This is a genomic window from Streptomyces griseus subsp. griseus (genome assembly GCF_000720255.1).
Taxonomy (GTDB): Bacteria; Actinomycetota; Actinomycetes; order Streptomycetales; family Streptomycetaceae; genus Streptomyces; species Streptomyces griseus_I.
The window spans coordinates 116,976-130,464 of record NZ_JOJE01000004.1 but is presented as its reverse complement, the minus strand read 5'-3'; the positions used below and the strand labels follow the sequence as shown (position 1 = coordinate 130,464).

Genomic DNA, 13,489 nt, shown 5'->3' with positions numbered 1-13,489 from the left:
GGGATGTCGTGATTTTCGGGGAGGCTCGTACTGACACGACGTCATACGTCGTACGTCGGGACCTGGTTCCCATGATTCGAATGGAGCTGATGTGGCAGTGGAACGAACGGCGGTCAACCCGGTGACGTGGTCGGTGGAGATGGGCTTCAACCAGGGCGAGGTGGTCGCCGGGCACGCACGGACCCTGTACATCTCGGGGCAGACCGCGATGAGCGCCGACGGCAAGCCCCAGCACGACGGTGACATGGCGGCGCAGTTGACGCTGAGCATCGACAACGTGGAGGGCGTGCTCGGCGCGGCCGGCATGTCCCTCGCGAACCTCGTCCGCCTCAACGTGTACACGACCGACGTCGATCTGCTCTTCCAACACTACGGCGTGCTGGCGGCGCGGTTGGGCGCCGCCGGGGTGGCGCCGACCACCACCATGCTCGGGGTGACGCGGCTGGCGATCCCCGGCCAGATGGTCGAGCTGGAGGGGACCGCCGTCGCGTGATGTGACGACTGCTCAGCCTGTGGACTTCGCGTATTCCGAGGCCATCTGGCCCGCGAAGTCGTAGACCACGCACTGCTCGTCGCCCACGACCCAGGCGTCGTGTCCGGGCGAGACCACGAAGACGTCGCCGGGGCCCACCTCGGTCTCGCCGCCCTCGTCCATGGTGACGTGCATGCGGCCCTGCACCACGTAGCCGTTGTGGTGGACCTGGCAGCTGTCGGTGCCCGCGATCGGTGCCACGGACTCGGTCCAGCGCCAGCCGGGCTCGAAGGTCGCGATGGCGAAGTCGAGGCCGGACATGTGGACGGCTTCGAGGTGACCGCGCGGGAAGTCGCGCCGCTCGTCCGGCTTGTCGAGCGCTTTCACTTCCAGCATGACGCTTCTCCCTTCCGGCCGCGTCTCATCGCGGCCGGGGCCGGTCTCCCCGGCGGCCGTGGTCGTCACCGGTGGGGGCCGAGCCCCACCACTCCATCGTCCGCCCGTCCACTCGGGGCCGCCATTCGGGGGAATCCGGCTGCCCGGCCTTCCCGCAGGTCAAGCAAGGCCCCCGCACAGGGAGGCGAAGCGGGCCGCGTCGATGTTTCCACCGGAGACGATCACCCCGACCCGGCGCGGGAGCGGGCCGGCGCGGCCGGTGAGCAGGGCGGCCAGCGGGGTGGCCCCGCTCGGCTCGACGACCATCTTCAGGCGCTCGAAGGCGAACCGCATGGCCTGCCGGATCTCGTCGTCTGAGACCAGGGCGATGTCGTCGACGAGCCGTCGGTTGACGGAGAAGGTCAGTTCGCCGGGGATGTGCAGGGCCTGGCCGTCGGCGATGGTGCGCGGCACGGGGATCTCGACACGGCGGCCCGCCTCCAGGGACCGCTTGGTGTCGTCACCCGCCTCCGGTTCGACGCCGATCACCCGGATGCCCGGGTGGAGGGCCTTGGCCGCCGTGGCGCTGCCGGCGATCAGTCCGCCGCCGCCGACCGGTGTCAACAGCGCGTCCAACTCGCCGACTTCCTCCAGGAGTTCGAGGGCGGCGGTGCCCTGCCCCGCCATGACGTGCGGATGCTCGTACGGCGGGATGAGCGTCAGGCCCCGCTCGGCTGCGAGAGCCTCGGCGAGGGCGACACGGTCTTCGGAGTAGCGGTCGTAGGTGACGATCTCGGCGCCGTAGCCGGCGGTGGCCTCGCGCTTGGCGGGCGGGGCGTCCTCGGGCATGACGATCACGGCGGTGGTGCCGAGTTCCCGTGCGGCGAGGGCGACGGCCTGGGCGTGGTTGCCGGAGGAGTAGGCGGCGACGCCCCGGGTGAGCTGCTCGGGGGTGAGCCGGGAGGCCGCGTTGTAGGCGCCGCGGAACTTGAAGGCTCCCACCCGCTGGAAGTTCTCGCACTTGAGGAGCACCTCGGCGCCGACGAACGCGTCGAGGGTGCGGGAGCGCACCACGGGGGTGCGGTGGGCGACGCCCTTGAGTCGCGCGGCGGCGTCGCGGACGTCGTCGAGGGTGAGCGGCGGGGGCGCGGTCGTCACGTGGGGTCTCCCCCAGCGGTTCGGTCGGTGGCTCTGGCCTGCGAGAGGTAGCTGTAGGCGGAGGCGCGGGAGATGCCCAGACGCACGGCCACCTGTTCGATCGCGCGGCGCACGGCGAACACGCCCCGCTCGTCGAGGCTGCGGAACAGTCGCAGTCGCCGCGCGCGGTCGAGACCGGCCCAGGTCTGGTTCTGGCGCAGCAGATGGGCGTCGACCAGGGCGTCCACGACGGAGTCGATGTCGTTGCCGAAGGTGGTCACCGGCGGCTCGGCGCCGTTGCCGGCCCCGGCGATTCCGGCGAGCGCGCCGAGCAGGGCATGGGCCTGGTTGACCGCGGTGACGTCCAGGTTGACGCACAGGGCGCCGAAGACCGCGCCCGTGGAGTCGCGCAGCACCATCGTGGAGGACTTCACCAGCTGTCCGCCGTCGGTCCTGGTGAGGTAGTTCAGCTCGTCCGTGGCGCGGTCGCCCCGGGCCAGGACACGCATGCCGATCTCACTCATCGCTCCGCCCACGGCGCGCCCGGTCACCGAACCGGCGACGGCGACGACCGACTTCTCCGGGCACCGGTAGTCGTGGACCACCACCTCGCACATCGGTCCGAAGGTGGCCGCGAGCCCGTCCGCGACCGGCCCCAGCGCGGCGATGATCGCGTCCCGCTCGCGCTCCAGGCCGTGGGACGGGGACTCGGGCTGCTGGGATGCCATGCGCTCCCCTTCTCGGGCGGAGCCGCCTACGGCCCCTGGGCACGCCATGTTAGACGAACAGTCCAGCAACTGTACAGAGAGTCCAGCACCGTGCCTCGACGCGCCCGCCCCTCCCCCGTCGCCGCCGGCCTACCGGGCCGTCTGCATCTCCCTCCCGCGCCGTGCTCCGCCATGGACGTCGACGAGCGCGCTCCCGCCCCCGTGCCAGGCGTCGAGGAGGCGGGCGCCGAGCCGGTCCTCGAGCAGGGTGGTCGCCTGGATGCCGAGGACGACGTCGGGCTCCAGCGAGGGTTCGCTCTCCAGCAGCCCGCCGATCACGTCGTGCCGCACGACCTGCTCGTGCACGGCGTCCGCCTCCACATGCTCGTCGTAGAAGCGCACGGCGGCGGGTCCGGCCCCGACCCGGCGCAGGGCCTTCGCCAGTCGGCGGGAGCCGGGGGACGACGTCACCTCGACCGTGGCGAAGTGCCCGACGAGGGCTCCGCGCAGGGCACGGTGCAGACCGAGGAGGGAGGCGAGGTTGACGGTGGCGAGGAGCTCGGCGGGCGCGACGTCCACGTAGTGGCCGTAGGCCGTCTCCAGCCCCAGGTCCTCCATCAGGTCGGCGAACAGCCGGGCATGGATCTCGTCGGGCCGGCCGGCGCCGAACTCGTCGAACTCGACGGCGACCATCGCGGCCTTGGCCCGGCCGTGCAGGCGGGGGATGACCCAGGCGTGCGGGTCGGCCTCCTTGAGGTGGTACAGCGACCTGAGGGCCGCGTACTCCCTGAGGTGCCGCATCTCGCCCTCGTCCCGCAGGAAGTGGCTCACTCCGGCGGCCTCGGGTCCAACGGGCTCGGTCTGGAGATCGTCCAGCGCCTCCAGCGCGGTCGCGCCGCCGGGGACGTCGTCGCGCAGGGCGGTGAGGAACCGGTCCTCCAGGGCGCGGCGGGCGCGCAGGAGCGCCGGGTCCCACTCGCGCTCGTCCTCGACGCCGTCGAAGCCTTGGTAGTGCAGCTCGTAGAGGACGTACAGGGCGAGCTGGAGGTCGTCGCCGTACGGGTCGGCGCCCTCCACCGCCCTCAGGGACGGCTGGTGGCACGCGTCGCGCAGGGCTCCGAGTACCGCGTTGGACAGCGGTCCCCGTGCGGTGGGCAGCCGCGGGCTCCGCTCACGCGGTTCGCGACCGATGGGCATCAGCTGACTCCCTTCGTCTGTCGGGTACGGTCGTTCTCCGGCGTACGGTCGTTCTCCGGCGTACGCTCCTTCGCCGAGGTTCGGTCGCCGCCCTCACTCGTCCTCTTCCGTCGCCGATGGCTCGTGTCGCACCACGGGTAGATGGCGCTGCGGCGGCAGGTGCAGATGGCCACGGCGAAGCGGCTGGAGGTGACGATCTCGCCGTCGTCGCCGACGATCTCGACCGGGCCCTCTACGAGCAGCGGCCCGTCGCGCTCGGCGCGGATACGACACGGACGCTCATTCCTTCGTGGCACGGATCACCACCAGCTCTTCCCTCAGGTCGGCGGCGGACAGCCCGCTCTGCCGCAGCCAGGCCAGCCGGGAGAGCAGCACCGGGCCGAACGGGATCGACGTCCGGTCCGTGACCACCGCGCTCAGCCCGGCGTCCCCCAGCCGGGCCAGCGTGTCCTCCACCCCGCACAGACCGGAGTGCACCAGCAGCAGGGCGCCGGAGGGGCGCAGCACCTCCGGCGCCTCGGCGCACACCCGGTCCAGCAGGGCGCGCCCGTCCTGCCCGGCGTCCCAGGCCCGCGCGGCTCCACGCGGTGGCCGGCGCTCGGGTGACGGAACGTAGGGCGGGTTGCTGATCACCAGGTCGAAGGCGCGATCACGGACGGCGGCCGTGAGGTCACCGTGGCGGACGCTGACCTGCTGCCGGGACAACCACGCGTTGAAACGGGTGGTGAGGACGGCCCGCCAGGAGATGTCCACCGCGGTGACCCTGGCGCCGAGCCGCGCGGCCTCCAGCGCGAGGGCTCCGCTGCCCGTTCCCACGTCCAGGACGTCCGCGCCGGGCCTGATGCCCTCCCGGCGCAGGGCGTCGGCCAGCAGACGGGTGTCGTGCTGCGGCTCGTAGACCCCGGGCGGGGTGCGCAGCCGCAGGGGTTCGGGCAACGTGGTGGTTTCGGTGGTCATCGGACTCCTCACCGTGCTCCGCGGCACTCCTGGGTCAGGTTCGTCGCCGCTCCCGGGTCCCCCGTCTTCACCGCTGCCACACATCACCCGACCCCCTCGCATGATCGGTGCGCTTGCGGCACTCCGGGGTACCCGGCGCACGATCACACCGGACGATCACCGGACGGTCAGCGAACGGAGCGCACCGGACGATCGCACGGGACCACACAGGACCACTCCGAGGAGGGCCGATTCGATGGGCCGTACGAATGATCTTCCCGTCCTGCGTTCCCTCGAAGAGCTGGGAAGCCTGGTGCGCCGCTACCCCGACCTGTTCGTGCGCTGGTCGCGGGGCCCCCGCACCGACCTCGGCGCCCCGGGAAGCAAGGACGAGCTCACGGGCGTGCGGATGCCGGGCCTGTCGGCCAATCCGCTCGCGGTCGAGCCCTGGTGGGAGGACCGGCCGGTGGAGCTGTGGGTGGCCCGGCGGCTCCACGACTACTCCCATCTGCCCCGCGACAAGGGCCCGGGGGTGCGCCCCTGGGTGCTGCGCGGGCAGGTCGAGGGCCGCGGGCCCGACAACGAGCCGCTGGTGCGCGAGATACGACCGGTCGGCTGGGTGGACGAACGGGTCATCGCGGACGCGCAGGCCGAGGTCGACCGGCAGGAGGGGACCTGGGGTCCGCTGCGGCGCAACGCTCAGGACGGCGACGCGGAGATGAACGGCGACGCGGGGATGGGCGACGGCAGCGAAGACGCCCGCGCCGACGACCTTTGAGGCGTCGGCGCGGGCGGGCGCGCCCTGCAGCAATCCGGTTCAGTCCTCGCCGCGGACGATGTTCCACTCGGGGCCGTTGTGGTCGACGGGCGCTACGGACCGCTTCTCGACGGCCGCGACCCAGGTGCGTACCCCCTTGCCCCGCAGGCGGCGGGCCCTCGACCAGCCCGTCTCGGGCCTTCGGACAACCGGATTCTCCATGGCGTGCGCGGTCACTGCTATGTCATCTTCCTTCTGCTGTCGCAACTGTCGTCGTCTGTCCCCGACCGTCCCGTGCGGGAGGTCCCGCGTCCGGGAGGTGCCGACCGGGTTCCCTCGCGCGCCACGGGCAAACTTCCGCGGCCCGTGGAAGGGCTCACTTGTTGGACTCCGCGGCGCTGATGTCGCCGAGCGCCGACCCCGGGTCGCGCTCCATCGCCATGTCACCCAGGGAGACGATCCCGATCGGGTGCCCCTCCTCGACGACGGGGATACGGCGCACGGAGTGCTCGCGCATCAGCTGCACCGCGTGGTCGAGTTCCTCGTCCGGCCGTACGACGACGAGATCGTCGCTGCACACACCGGCCACGGTCGTCTCGTCCGGGTCCCGGTGTTCCGCGAGCGCCCGTACGACGAGGTCGCGGTCGCTGACGAGGCCGCGCAGCCGGTCGTCGTCCGTGACGAGGACGGCTCCGATGTTCTGCTCGCTCATCAGCCGGGCCACGTCCGTCACCGAGGTCTGCGGTTCGACCGTCACGGGTCGGCTCGTCATGATGTCGCGTACGAGCTGGGCCATCACATGCCCCTTCCTCGGTCGATGGCGGTGTCGGTCACCGCCGTTCGTGCGCCGAGTACCCGACGAGGTGCGCCCCTCACCTCCCGCCGGTGCCACCGCTGCCGAACGAACCGCTGGAGCCCTCGTCCCAGCGCGGCGGTGCCTGGTCCGCGCGGCGCCGGCCACCGGAGTGCCTGAGCTCGTGCGGGGTGAGGCGTTCGCTCGCGTCGGTCGCCTGGGGCATTTCATCGGGTTCGCGGTATTCCCGGGTCTCGCGGACCGGCCCGTCCTCCGGGAGCCGGGGGTGGCGCTCGCCGGGTCGCGGGTGGGCGTGTTCGCGCCCGCGCACCTTGATGCCGAGGCGGACGGCCCACACCAGCGCGCCGGTGATGACGAGACCGCCGAGGAGGATGACGATGAATCCGGAGGTGGTGCCGGCCCCGGCTGCTTCGTAGTGGATGGTGTCCATGGCCCCCGGGTACCCCCCACCGGCCGCCGGAATACGGTTCGACGCCGCCGACCCCTCCTACGGCGGAACGGGAGGCGTGGCCCGGGCGACCGCGCCGGGGTTCGGCAGTGGCGTCGGGCTGCCCCGCCGGATCGCCGCTGCCGGCCCCGCACTCGCGAGGCGCGCACGGAGGAGGAGGACGAGGCGGAACGCCTTGCGCAGGAGCGGGCCGTAGCCGTCGTGCACCGGCAGTCGGGCGTCGGCCGCGTCCACGACTCGCCCGCCGGGCAAGGACCCGCGCGCGGTGACACACTCGCCCGGCGTGGTGGTGGCGCCCCTTCGGCCTGTTCAGTCGTCGGGGTGGCCCTCGGCGGTCCTGCGGTTGGCCTGCGGGCTGGGCGATATCGGGTCGCCCGTTCCGCCGTGGGTCGGCTCCGCGATGTCGACATCGTCCTCGTCGCCCTCCTGCTTCAGCTCCTCCAGGACCTCCTCCGTGGCGTTCCGGGTCGGTTCCTTGTGTGTGTGACGGCGCTTCAGGATGTTTCGCATGGGCGCCGAGTACCCGATGATCCGACGCTCAGTGCTCGCGGCGCGCGCATTACGCACGCGCCTCTGGGTACGCAGCCACCATGCGTGTAGGAGTGGTGGACGCTGGGTCGAACACGGTGCGGCTCGTGGTCGCGGACGCGGAGGGCGGGGTGCCGCTGCCGGTGCACACGGCCAAGTGGAAGCTGCGGCTGTCCGAGCAGGTGGGGCCGGACGGCCACATCGGCGAGGACGCGGTGGACCAGCTGGCGCAGGCGGTGGGGGCGGCCGCCCGAAAGGCCCAACGGTGGGGCGCGGCGGGCCCGTTGGCGTTCGCGACCGCGGTCGTGCGGGCGGCGCCGAACCGGCTGGAGGTGCTGCGCGCCGTGTACGAGCGGACCGGGGTGCGGATGTGCACCCTGCCGGGCGAGGTGGAGGCCGAGCTCACCTTTCTCGGTGCCCGGCGCTGGCTGGGCTGGCGCTGCGGGCCGCTCGCCCTGTTCGACATCGGCGGCGGCTCCCTCGAAGTGGCCTTCGGACGGGGGCGGCTGCCGGAGTTCGCGGCGTCGCTCCCGCTGGGCGCCAACCGGCTGACCAACGAGTTCTTCCGCACCGGGGACCCTCCCTCGCCGGACGAGGTGAAGGCACTGCGGCGCAGGGTGCGCCACCAGTTACGGGACGTCTCGGCCCGCATCCGCTGGGAGGGGCCGCGCACCGCGGTCGCCACCTCGCGGACGTTCCAGCAGCTGGCCCGGCTGTGCGGAGCGGCGCCCGGGCGTGACGGCCCCTTCGTCCATCGCGTCCTGCACCGCACCGACCTGCGCCGTGCCGTGGACACGCTCGTCGCGCTGCCCACGGCCGAGCGTGCGCTGCTGCCGGGCATCTCCGCGCCCCGGGCCCGGCAGAGCCTGGCGGGCGCGATCGTCGGCCACACCGCCCTCAAGCTGACCGGCATCCGGACGGTCGAGCTCTGTCCCTGGGCCATCAGAGAGGGCGTACTCCTGCGCTACATCGAAGAGGGACCCGACTGGTGGACGAGCACCGCCCGCGAGATCGACGGCGAGGCCACCACCGGCGGGGCACCCCTGCGGGTGGCGGCATCGACCAGCTGAGCCCCGCCGCGCGGCCAGAGCTCACAGCCGGCGCGGGCGCCGGCCGGCGCGTCGGCTCAGACGACGCAGCAGTCGGAACGTCTGGAAGAGAGTGAGCGGCCACAGTGCGGCGAAGCACCAGACGACGACGGGGTCCGAGGTGCGGATTCCCATCACCGCGAGGAAGACCGAGGCAGCGGCCAGCAACAGCACCGACACGATCAGCCACGGCCCGGCCGGCTTTCCGCGCATCGCACGCGCGAAGCGCCGGTCACGCCCGAGCGTCGCCTCGATCCGCAGCAGGGCGAGGCGTTCACTCGGTGACAGTCGAACGTCGTCCGTGTCCCCGTCGTCCACGCGGCGGCACCTCCTTCGAGCACGAGATCCCGTCCGACCGGGTACCCCGCAACCCGCCGTTCGAAGCAGGCCGGCCCCGGAGCCTTCCGCTACCTGCGGATCTTGCGGATCCACCGGCCGATCTCGGCGGCGATCGGCTCGGACCGCCGGGCCCACGCCATGTGGCTGAGCCGTTCGTCGAGGTGCCACCGTGAGACGTCCGCGCCGCGCAGCAGCCCGCACAGGGCGTCCACCGCGCCGGGCGGGGCGAGCACGTCACCGCCGACGGACACCGCCAGCACCGGCAGGCGCAGGGCGGCGATCAGGTCCTCGTAGTCGACGTCGGCCCCGGCCGGGCGGTAGTGGCCGGTGCGGGCCATGCTGGCCCAGTCGGCCACCAGCACCCGGGACTGCCGCCCGGCGAAGCGCAGTACGTCGCCCGGCCAGTAGCCGCGCAGCGCCGCGACACCGGCGACGATGCCGGTGCCGAGCAGCGGGATCAGTCCCGTGAGTCCCGGATAGGTGCGGAAGTGAGGGGTGCCGGCGGCGACCAGCAGGACGCCGTCGAGGGCGGCGGGGTTCCGGGCGGCGTACATCAGGCCGATCTGGCCGCCGAGGCTGTGGCCCAGCAGGAACACCGGGCTGCCCGGGGCTCGTTCGCGCAGGGCGGCGAAGACGGCCGGGAAGTCGACGGTGGCCAGCTCGTGGTAGCCGTAGCGGGCCGAGGCGTCCGGCCTGGGCCGGCTGTCGCCCTGCCCTCGCAGGTCCACGACCGCCACCCCGAGGCCCTGCGCCGTGAGGGTCGTGGCGAAACGCCGGTAGAACAGGGCCCGTACGCCGAGCGCGGGCCACACCACGACCAGCGGTGCGCCGGACGCGCCGGGCCAGTGGTGGACGGCGAGTTCCGCGCCGTCCGGCAGTGTCACCGTCAGCCGGTCGGCCACGGCGGTCTCGTCGGGACGCTCACTCATCGTCCGCGGAGCCTTCCAACGCCGTCTTCAGTCTGTCCAGGGTCCGCCGCATGCCGTCCCGGTTGACGGCGGCGCGCCGGGCGGGTGGGGTGCCGGTGAAGACCAGGCCGAGCAGTCTGGCGGCCGGTGCGCTGCGTCCGGTCCGCAGGTCCCTCCAGTACTCCGTCACGAGGCTGCTTCGGCCCCGGTCCTCGAAGCGGTAGCCCCACAGCGCCACCGGCATTCCGAAGGTCCTGACCTCGAAGGCGAACTCACGCGCGTGGTCGGCCCGCACCACCCTGCACGAGGTGAACCAGAACCACCATCGCCGGCGGTTGAACCCGATGAAGCGGGACCCCGCCCCGAACTGCCGGCTCCGGGACCAGACGCCGATGCATTCCGGGCTCCACTCCCCCATGCGCCGGACATCGCTCACAGCCCGGTACACGGATTCGGCGGGAACCGAGAGGACCGCGCTCTCCTCCACTTGCCCCATCTCGTCCACCATGTCTCCACACAGGATCGGGTCGGCGTTCACTATAGCGGTGGTCAACTCAGGGAACAGCCCGAGGCGTTGACCCGTCCCCGGTGTCACAGCACAATGAGCGCGATTCATGAGAGCGCTCTCAACCCGGACTTCGAGGAGACCCATGAACGGCAGCCAAGGTCCCGCGCCCAGTCGCCGCGCGATCATCGGGACCGGACTCGCTGTCGGTGCCGGGGCGCTCACCGGTGCCGGCGCCGGCACCGCCGTGGCGGCGGACCGCCCCGCCACCGCCGTGGCCTCCGCGGCAGGCCGCGCCTACGCCTTCCTCGCCGCCGCCACGGACGCGTACCCCGATCACGGTCCCGTCCGGCTGGCCCAGAGCTACACCGACCAGGCCGGCCTGTTCAGCACGGCGTTCACCTACGACAACGCCCTCGTCGTCCTGGCCCACCTCGCCTCCCGCACCGCGGACGCCCGCTCCCGGGCGACCGCGCTGGGCGACGCGCTCCTCTACGCCCAGGCCCACGACCCCACGTACGACGACGGCCGGCTGCGCCAGGCGTACAACGTGGGGCCGTACACCTTCTACGACGGTTCGCCGCAGCCGGACGGCTTCGTGCGGGCGGACGGCACGGCCAACGTCGGTACCCAGTTCGGCTTCACGGGTACGGCGGTGGGCGACATGGCATGGGCCGGCATCGCGCTCGCCGCGCTCGCCCGGCGCACGGGGGAGCGCCGTTTCCTCACCGGCGCCGTGCGGATCGGCGAGTGGATCGAGCGTGTCGGCCGCACGGACGAGCCCCTCGGCGGCTACAAGTTCGGTGTCAACGGGGCGGACGAGAAGCTCCCCTTCACCTCGACCGAGCACAACACCGACCTGATCGGCCTGTTCGGGCAGCTCGCCCGGCTCACCGGGGACCGGGTGTGGCGGGAGCGGCGCGCACGGGCCGCGGCCTTCGTCACGAGGATGTGGGAGCCCTCCGGGGGCTTCTTCTACACCGGCACCAACGACGGTGTGACGGTCAACAGGTCGCCGGTCCCCGAGGACACCCAGACCTGGACCCACCTCGCTCTCGGCTCCCCCGCGTTCGCGCGGTCGCTGGACTGGGCCGCGAGCGAGCTCGCCGTGCGGGACACGGCCGGCCGCCGCAACAGCACGGTGCCCGCGGGCCAGTCCTACGAGGGCGTCACCTTCAGCTCCGCGAGTCTCCTGGCGAACGAGGACGTCCCGATCGCCGAGGGTCAGCCCAGGCCGGACCGCAATGGCGTGTGGTTCGAGGGCACGTCCCATCTGGCGCTCGCGCTGCGCGACCGGTGCGCCCCCGGCGACGAGACGCGCGCCCGGCGGCTGATCGCCTCGGTCGAGCGCGCGCAGGACCTGCTGGGCGGCGGCCGGACGATCGGGGGCGGGGCGGTCCCCGAACGTTCCGGCGTCGTGTCGGCCAGCAGCCCGCTGGACACGGGTTTCGGGTTCGGCTACTACCCGTACCGGCACACCGGGGCCACCGCCTGGTACCTGCTCGCGACGGCACGCGCCAACCCGCTGCGGGCCTGACCCGCGGCCCCGGTTTGTGTTCCCCGCCGCCGGGAAACCCGGAGCGGACGAACTGCCCGTCGGAGGGAGCGCAGATGCCCTCGCGCCGTCACGAACCGTACGGCCGTGCCCTGTTGACCGACCCGCTGCGCAACAAGGGTGTCGCCTTCACCGAGGAGGAACGGGAGAAGTACGGCCTGGTGGGCATGGTGCCACCCGGCGTGCTCTCCCTCGAACAGCAGGCCCGGCGGGCCTGGGAGCAGCTGGAGTCCCAGGACGGCGACCTGGCGAAGAACGTGTACCTGGAGCAGCTCCACGACCGCAACGAGGTGCTGTACCACCGGCTCCTGGCCGACCGTCTGACCGAGCTGCTGCCCATCGTGTACGACCCGACGGTGGGTGAGGCGATCAAGCGGTACAGCCATGAGATCCGCCGCCCCCGCGGGGTGTTCCTGTCGGTGGACCGTCCGCAGGACGTGCGGCCCGCGTTCGAGGCGCTGGAGCTGGGCGCGGACGACGTCGACCTGGTGGTGGCCACCGACGCCGAGCAGATCCTCGGCATCGGGGACTGGGGCGTCGGCGGCATGCGGATCTCCGTCGGCAAGCTGGCCGTCTACACGGCGGCCGCCGGCATCCATCCGGGCCGGGCGGTCCCGGTCGTGCTCGACGTCGGCACCGACAACCAGGCGCTGCTCAACGACCCGCTGTACGTCGGCAACCGGCACAGCCGGGTGCGCGGTAAGGCCTACGACGCCTTCGTCGCCGCGTACGTCGACACCGTGCGGGAGCTGTTCCCGCACGCGCTGCTGCACTGGGAGGACTTCGGTCCCGGCAACGGCCGCCGCCTGCTTGAGACGTACGGCGAGAAGGTCTGCACGTTCAACGACGACATGCAGGGCACGGGTGCCATCACCCTGGCCTGTGTGCTGAACGCGTCGCGGGTCTCGGGAACGCCGATGCGTGAACAGCGGGTGGTGGTGTTCGGCGCGGGCACGGCCGGGGTGGGCATCGCCGACCAACTGCGGGACGCGATGGTCCGCGACGGTCTGGGGCGCGACGAGGCCACGGCCCGCATCTGGTGCGTGGACCGGCAGGGCCTGCTGCTGCGGTCCACCGAGGGGCTGCGGGACTACCAGCGGCCGTACGCGCGTCCCGACGACGAGTGGGACGACCCACCGGTGCGGCTCCAGGAGGTCGTGGACCGGGTCCGTCCGACGGTGCTGGTGGGCACCTCGACCGTGCGCGGCGCCTTCACGGAGGACGTCGTACGGTCCATGGCGAAGCACGTGGAGCGGCCGGTCGTACTGCCGTTGTCCAATCCGACCGAGAAGATGGAGGCCCAGCCGGAGCAGGTCCTGCGGTGGACCGACGGCAGGGCGCTCGTCGCGGCCGGGGTTCCCCTGCCGCCGGTGGAATTGGACGGCACGACGCATGTCATCGGGCAGGCCAACAACGCCCTGGTCTATCCCGGGCTGGGCCTCGGTGCGATCGTCGCTCGGGCCTCCCGGGTCACGGACGGCATGCTGCGGGCCGCGGCCGAGGCGGTCGCGGACATGGCCGACCCGTCCGGGCCCGGCGCCCCGCTGCTGCCGGAGGTGGAGAACCTGCGTGCCGCGTCGGCGACGGTGGCAACGGCGGTCGCCCGCCGTGCCGCCGAGGACGGAGTGGCGGGCGCCGATCTGGACGACGTCATCCAGCAGGTGCAGGACGCCATGTGGGAGCCGGTCTACCCGGAGCTCGGCCAGTGACGGTGAGCTCCGGG

General features: G+C 72.6%; 19 protein-coding genes. 5 read left to right on the top strand and 14 right to left on the bottom strand.

Annotated features, from left to right (window positions below; genetic code table 11):
* The first annotated feature begins 97 nt into the window (after positions 1 to 97).
* Complete coding sequence (locus IG99_RS07790; protein WP_037671236.1) at positions 98 to 493, top strand: RidA family protein; 396 nt, start codon at positions 98 to 100, stop codon at positions 491 to 493.
* Between the two features lie 12 nt (positions 494 to 505).
* On the opposite strand, the gene IG99_RS07785 is transcribed toward IG99_RS07790, so the two are convergent.
* From IG99_RS07785 to IG99_RS07760, 6 genes are all read right to left on the bottom strand, one after another.
* Complete coding sequence (locus IG99_RS07785; RefSeq protein WP_037671234.1) at positions 506 to 868, bottom strand: cupin domain-containing protein; 363 nt, start codon at positions 866 to 868, stop codon at positions 506 to 508.
* Positions 869 to 1,027: 159 nt separating this feature from the next.
* The gene (locus IG99_RS07780; protein ID WP_037671231.1) at positions 1,028 to 2,005 is read right to left on the bottom strand and encodes a threo-3-hydroxy-L-aspartate ammonia-lyase; all 978 of its coding nucleotides are present in this window, start codon (positions 2,003 to 2,005) and stop codon (positions 1,028 to 1,030) included.
* Positions 2,002 to 2,712: a helix-turn-helix transcriptional regulator gene (locus IG99_RS07775; RefSeq protein WP_051865018.1), complete on the bottom strand. Its 711-nt coding sequence runs from the start codon at positions 2,710 to 2,712 to the stop codon at positions 2,002 to 2,004. Before IG99_RS07775 ends, IG99_RS07780 begins: the two co-directional genes overlap by 4 nt.
* A 129-nt stretch (positions 2,713 to 2,841) precedes the next feature.
* Positions 2,842 to 3,888, bottom strand: coding sequence for an iron-containing redox enzyme family protein (locus IG99_RS07770; RefSeq protein WP_051865017.1), 1,047 nt, complete (start codon positions 3,886 to 3,888; stop codon positions 2,842 to 2,844).
* Entirely contained in the window at positions 3,888 to 4,184 is a 297-nt protein-coding gene (locus tag IG99_RS07765; RefSeq protein WP_037671229.1) for a CDGSH iron-sulfur domain-containing protein, read from the bottom strand. Before IG99_RS07765 ends, IG99_RS07770 begins: the two co-directional genes overlap by 1 nt.
* Positions 4,168 to 4,845, bottom strand: coding sequence for a HemK2/MTQ2 family protein methyltransferase (locus IG99_RS07760; protein WP_037671227.1), 678 nt, complete (start codon positions 4,843 to 4,845; stop codon positions 4,168 to 4,170). Before IG99_RS07760 ends, IG99_RS07765 begins: the two co-directional genes overlap by 17 nt.
* Before the next feature lie 235 nt (positions 4,846 to 5,080).
* Here IG99_RS07760 and IG99_RS07755 point away from each other — a divergent pair, with 235 nt between their 5' ends.
* Positions 5,081 to 5,602, top strand: a complete 522-nt coding sequence (locus IG99_RS07755; protein WP_234311769.1) for a DUF6098 family protein — start codon at positions 5,081 to 5,083, stop codon at positions 5,600 to 5,602.
* Between the two features lie 39 nt (positions 5,603 to 5,641).
* Here IG99_RS07755 and IG99_RS49520 read toward each other — a convergent pair whose 3' ends face one another.
* From IG99_RS49520 to IG99_RS07735, 5 genes are all read right to left on the bottom strand, one after another.
* Positions 5,642 to 5,803, bottom strand: a complete 162-nt coding sequence (locus IG99_RS49520) for a hypothetical protein (RefSeq protein ID WP_199815468.1) — start codon at positions 5,801 to 5,803, stop codon at positions 5,642 to 5,644.
* Positions 5,804 to 5,957: 154 nt separating this feature from the next.
* Positions 5,958 to 6,377 carry a CBS domain-containing protein gene (locus IG99_RS07750; protein WP_037671226.1) on the bottom strand — a complete coding sequence of 140 codons (420 nt, stop codon included), beginning with the start codon at positions 6,375 to 6,377 and terminating at the stop codon, positions 5,958 to 5,960.
* A gap of 76 nt (positions 6,378 to 6,453) precedes the next feature.
* Positions 6,454 to 6,825 (bottom strand): DUF6479 family protein, encoded by a 372-nt coding sequence (locus IG99_RS07745; protein ID WP_037671224.1) that lies wholly within the window; start codon positions 6,823 to 6,825, stop codon positions 6,454 to 6,456.
* 57 nt (positions 6,826 to 6,882) lie between these two features.
* Complete coding sequence (locus IG99_RS07740; protein WP_158973152.1) at positions 6,883 to 7,095, bottom strand: hypothetical protein; 213 nt, start codon at positions 7,093 to 7,095, stop codon at positions 6,883 to 6,885.
* A gap of 57 nt (positions 7,096 to 7,152) precedes the next feature.
* Positions 7,153 to 7,353, bottom strand: coding sequence for a hypothetical protein (locus IG99_RS07735; RefSeq protein WP_037671221.1), 201 nt, complete (start codon positions 7,351 to 7,353; stop codon positions 7,153 to 7,155).
* Between the two features lie 80 nt (positions 7,354 to 7,433).
* Here IG99_RS07735 and IG99_RS07730 point away from each other — a divergent pair, with 80 nt between their 5' ends.
* Positions 7,434 to 8,441 carry a Ppx/GppA family phosphatase gene (locus IG99_RS07730; RefSeq protein ID WP_037671220.1) on the top strand — a complete coding sequence of 336 codons (1,008 nt, stop codon included), beginning with the start codon at positions 7,434 to 7,436 and terminating at the stop codon, positions 8,439 to 8,441.
* 21 nt (positions 8,442 to 8,462) lie between these two features.
* On the opposite strand, the gene IG99_RS07725 is transcribed toward IG99_RS07730, so the two are convergent.
* From IG99_RS07725 to IG99_RS07715, 3 genes are all read right to left on the bottom strand, one after another.
* Entirely contained in the window at positions 8,463 to 8,777 is a 315-nt protein-coding gene (locus IG99_RS07725) for a DUF3040 domain-containing protein (protein WP_037671219.1), read from the bottom strand.
* Positions 8,778 to 8,866: 89 nt separating this feature from the next.
* Positions 8,867 to 9,727 (bottom strand): alpha/beta hydrolase family protein, encoded by an 861-nt coding sequence (locus IG99_RS07720; RefSeq protein WP_051865015.1) that lies wholly within the window; start codon positions 9,725 to 9,727, stop codon positions 8,867 to 8,869.
* The gene (locus IG99_RS07715; RefSeq protein ID WP_234311768.1) at positions 9,720 to 10,202 is read right to left on the bottom strand and encodes an SRPBCC family protein; all 483 of its coding nucleotides are present in this window, start codon (positions 10,200 to 10,202) and stop codon (positions 9,720 to 9,722) included. Before IG99_RS07715 ends, IG99_RS07720 begins: the two co-directional genes overlap by 8 nt.
* Before the next feature lie 154 nt (positions 10,203 to 10,356).
* Here IG99_RS07715 and IG99_RS07710 point away from each other — a divergent pair, with 154 nt between their 5' ends.
* A complete protein-coding gene (locus IG99_RS07710; RefSeq protein WP_037671215.1) occupies positions 10,357 to 11,748 on the top strand; it encodes a hypothetical protein in 1,392 nt (463 codons plus the stop codon).
* A 74-nt stretch (positions 11,749 to 11,822) separates the two neighbouring features.
* On the top strand, positions 11,823 to 13,475 hold the full coding sequence (locus IG99_RS07705; RefSeq protein WP_037671212.1) for an NAD-dependent malic enzyme: 1,653 nt from the start codon (positions 11,823 to 11,825) through the stop codon (positions 13,473 to 13,475).
* The last annotated feature ends 14 nt before the right edge of the window (positions 13,476 to 13,489 follow it).

Excerpts from the sequence above, each read along its gene's own strand:
- IG99_RS07735 (WP_037671221.1), bottom strand. The coding sequence starts at position 7,353 with ATGCGAAACATCCTGAAGCGCCGTCACACACACAAGGAACCGACCCGG.
- IG99_RS07720 (WP_051865015.1), bottom strand. The coding sequence starts at position 9,727 with ATGAGTGAGCGTCCCGACGAGACCGCCGTGGCCGACCGGCTGACGGTG.
- IG99_RS07705 (WP_037671212.1), top strand. The coding sequence starts at position 11,823 with ATGCCCTCGCGCCGTCACGAACCGTACGGCCGTGCCCTGTTGACCGAC.
- IG99_RS49520 (WP_199815468.1), bottom strand. The coding sequence starts at position 5,803 with ATGGAGAATCCGGTTGTCCGAAGGCCCGAGACGGGCTGGTCGAGGGCC.
- IG99_RS07710 (WP_037671215.1), top strand. The coding sequence starts at position 10,357 with ATGAACGGCAGCCAAGGTCCCGCGCCCAGTCGCCGCGCGATCATCGGG.
- IG99_RS07770 (WP_051865017.1), bottom strand. The coding sequence starts at position 3,888 with ATGCCCATCGGTCGCGAACCGCGTGAGCGGAGCCCGCGGCTGCCCACC.
- IG99_RS07775 (WP_051865018.1), bottom strand. The coding sequence starts at position 2,712 with ATGGCATCCCAGCAGCCCGAGTCCCCGTCCCACGGCCTGGAGCGCGAG.
- IG99_RS07730 (WP_037671220.1), top strand. The coding sequence starts at position 7,434 with ATGCGTGTAGGAGTGGTGGACGCTGGGTCGAACACGGTGCGGCTCGTG.
- IG99_RS07785 (WP_037671234.1), bottom strand. The coding sequence starts at position 868 with ATGCTGGAAGTGAAAGCGCTCGACAAGCCGGACGAGCGGCGCGACTTC.
- IG99_RS07760 (WP_037671227.1), bottom strand. The coding sequence starts at position 4,845 with ATGACCACCGAAACCACCACGTTGCCCGAACCCCTGCGGCTGCGCACC.
- IG99_RS07745 (WP_037671224.1), bottom strand. The coding sequence starts at position 6,825 with ATGGACACCATCCACTACGAAGCAGCCGGGGCCGGCACCACCTCCGGA.
- IG99_RS07755 (WP_234311769.1), top strand. The coding sequence starts at position 5,081 with ATGGGCCGTACGAATGATCTTCCCGTCCTGCGTTCCCTCGAAGAGCTG.
- IG99_RS07715 (WP_234311768.1), bottom strand. The coding sequence starts at position 10,202 with ATGGGGCAAGTGGAGGAGAGCGCGGTCCTCTCGGTTCCCGCCGAATCC.
- IG99_RS07750 (WP_037671226.1), bottom strand. The coding sequence starts at position 6,377 with ATGGCCCAGCTCGTACGCGACATCATGACGAGCCGACCCGTGACGGTC.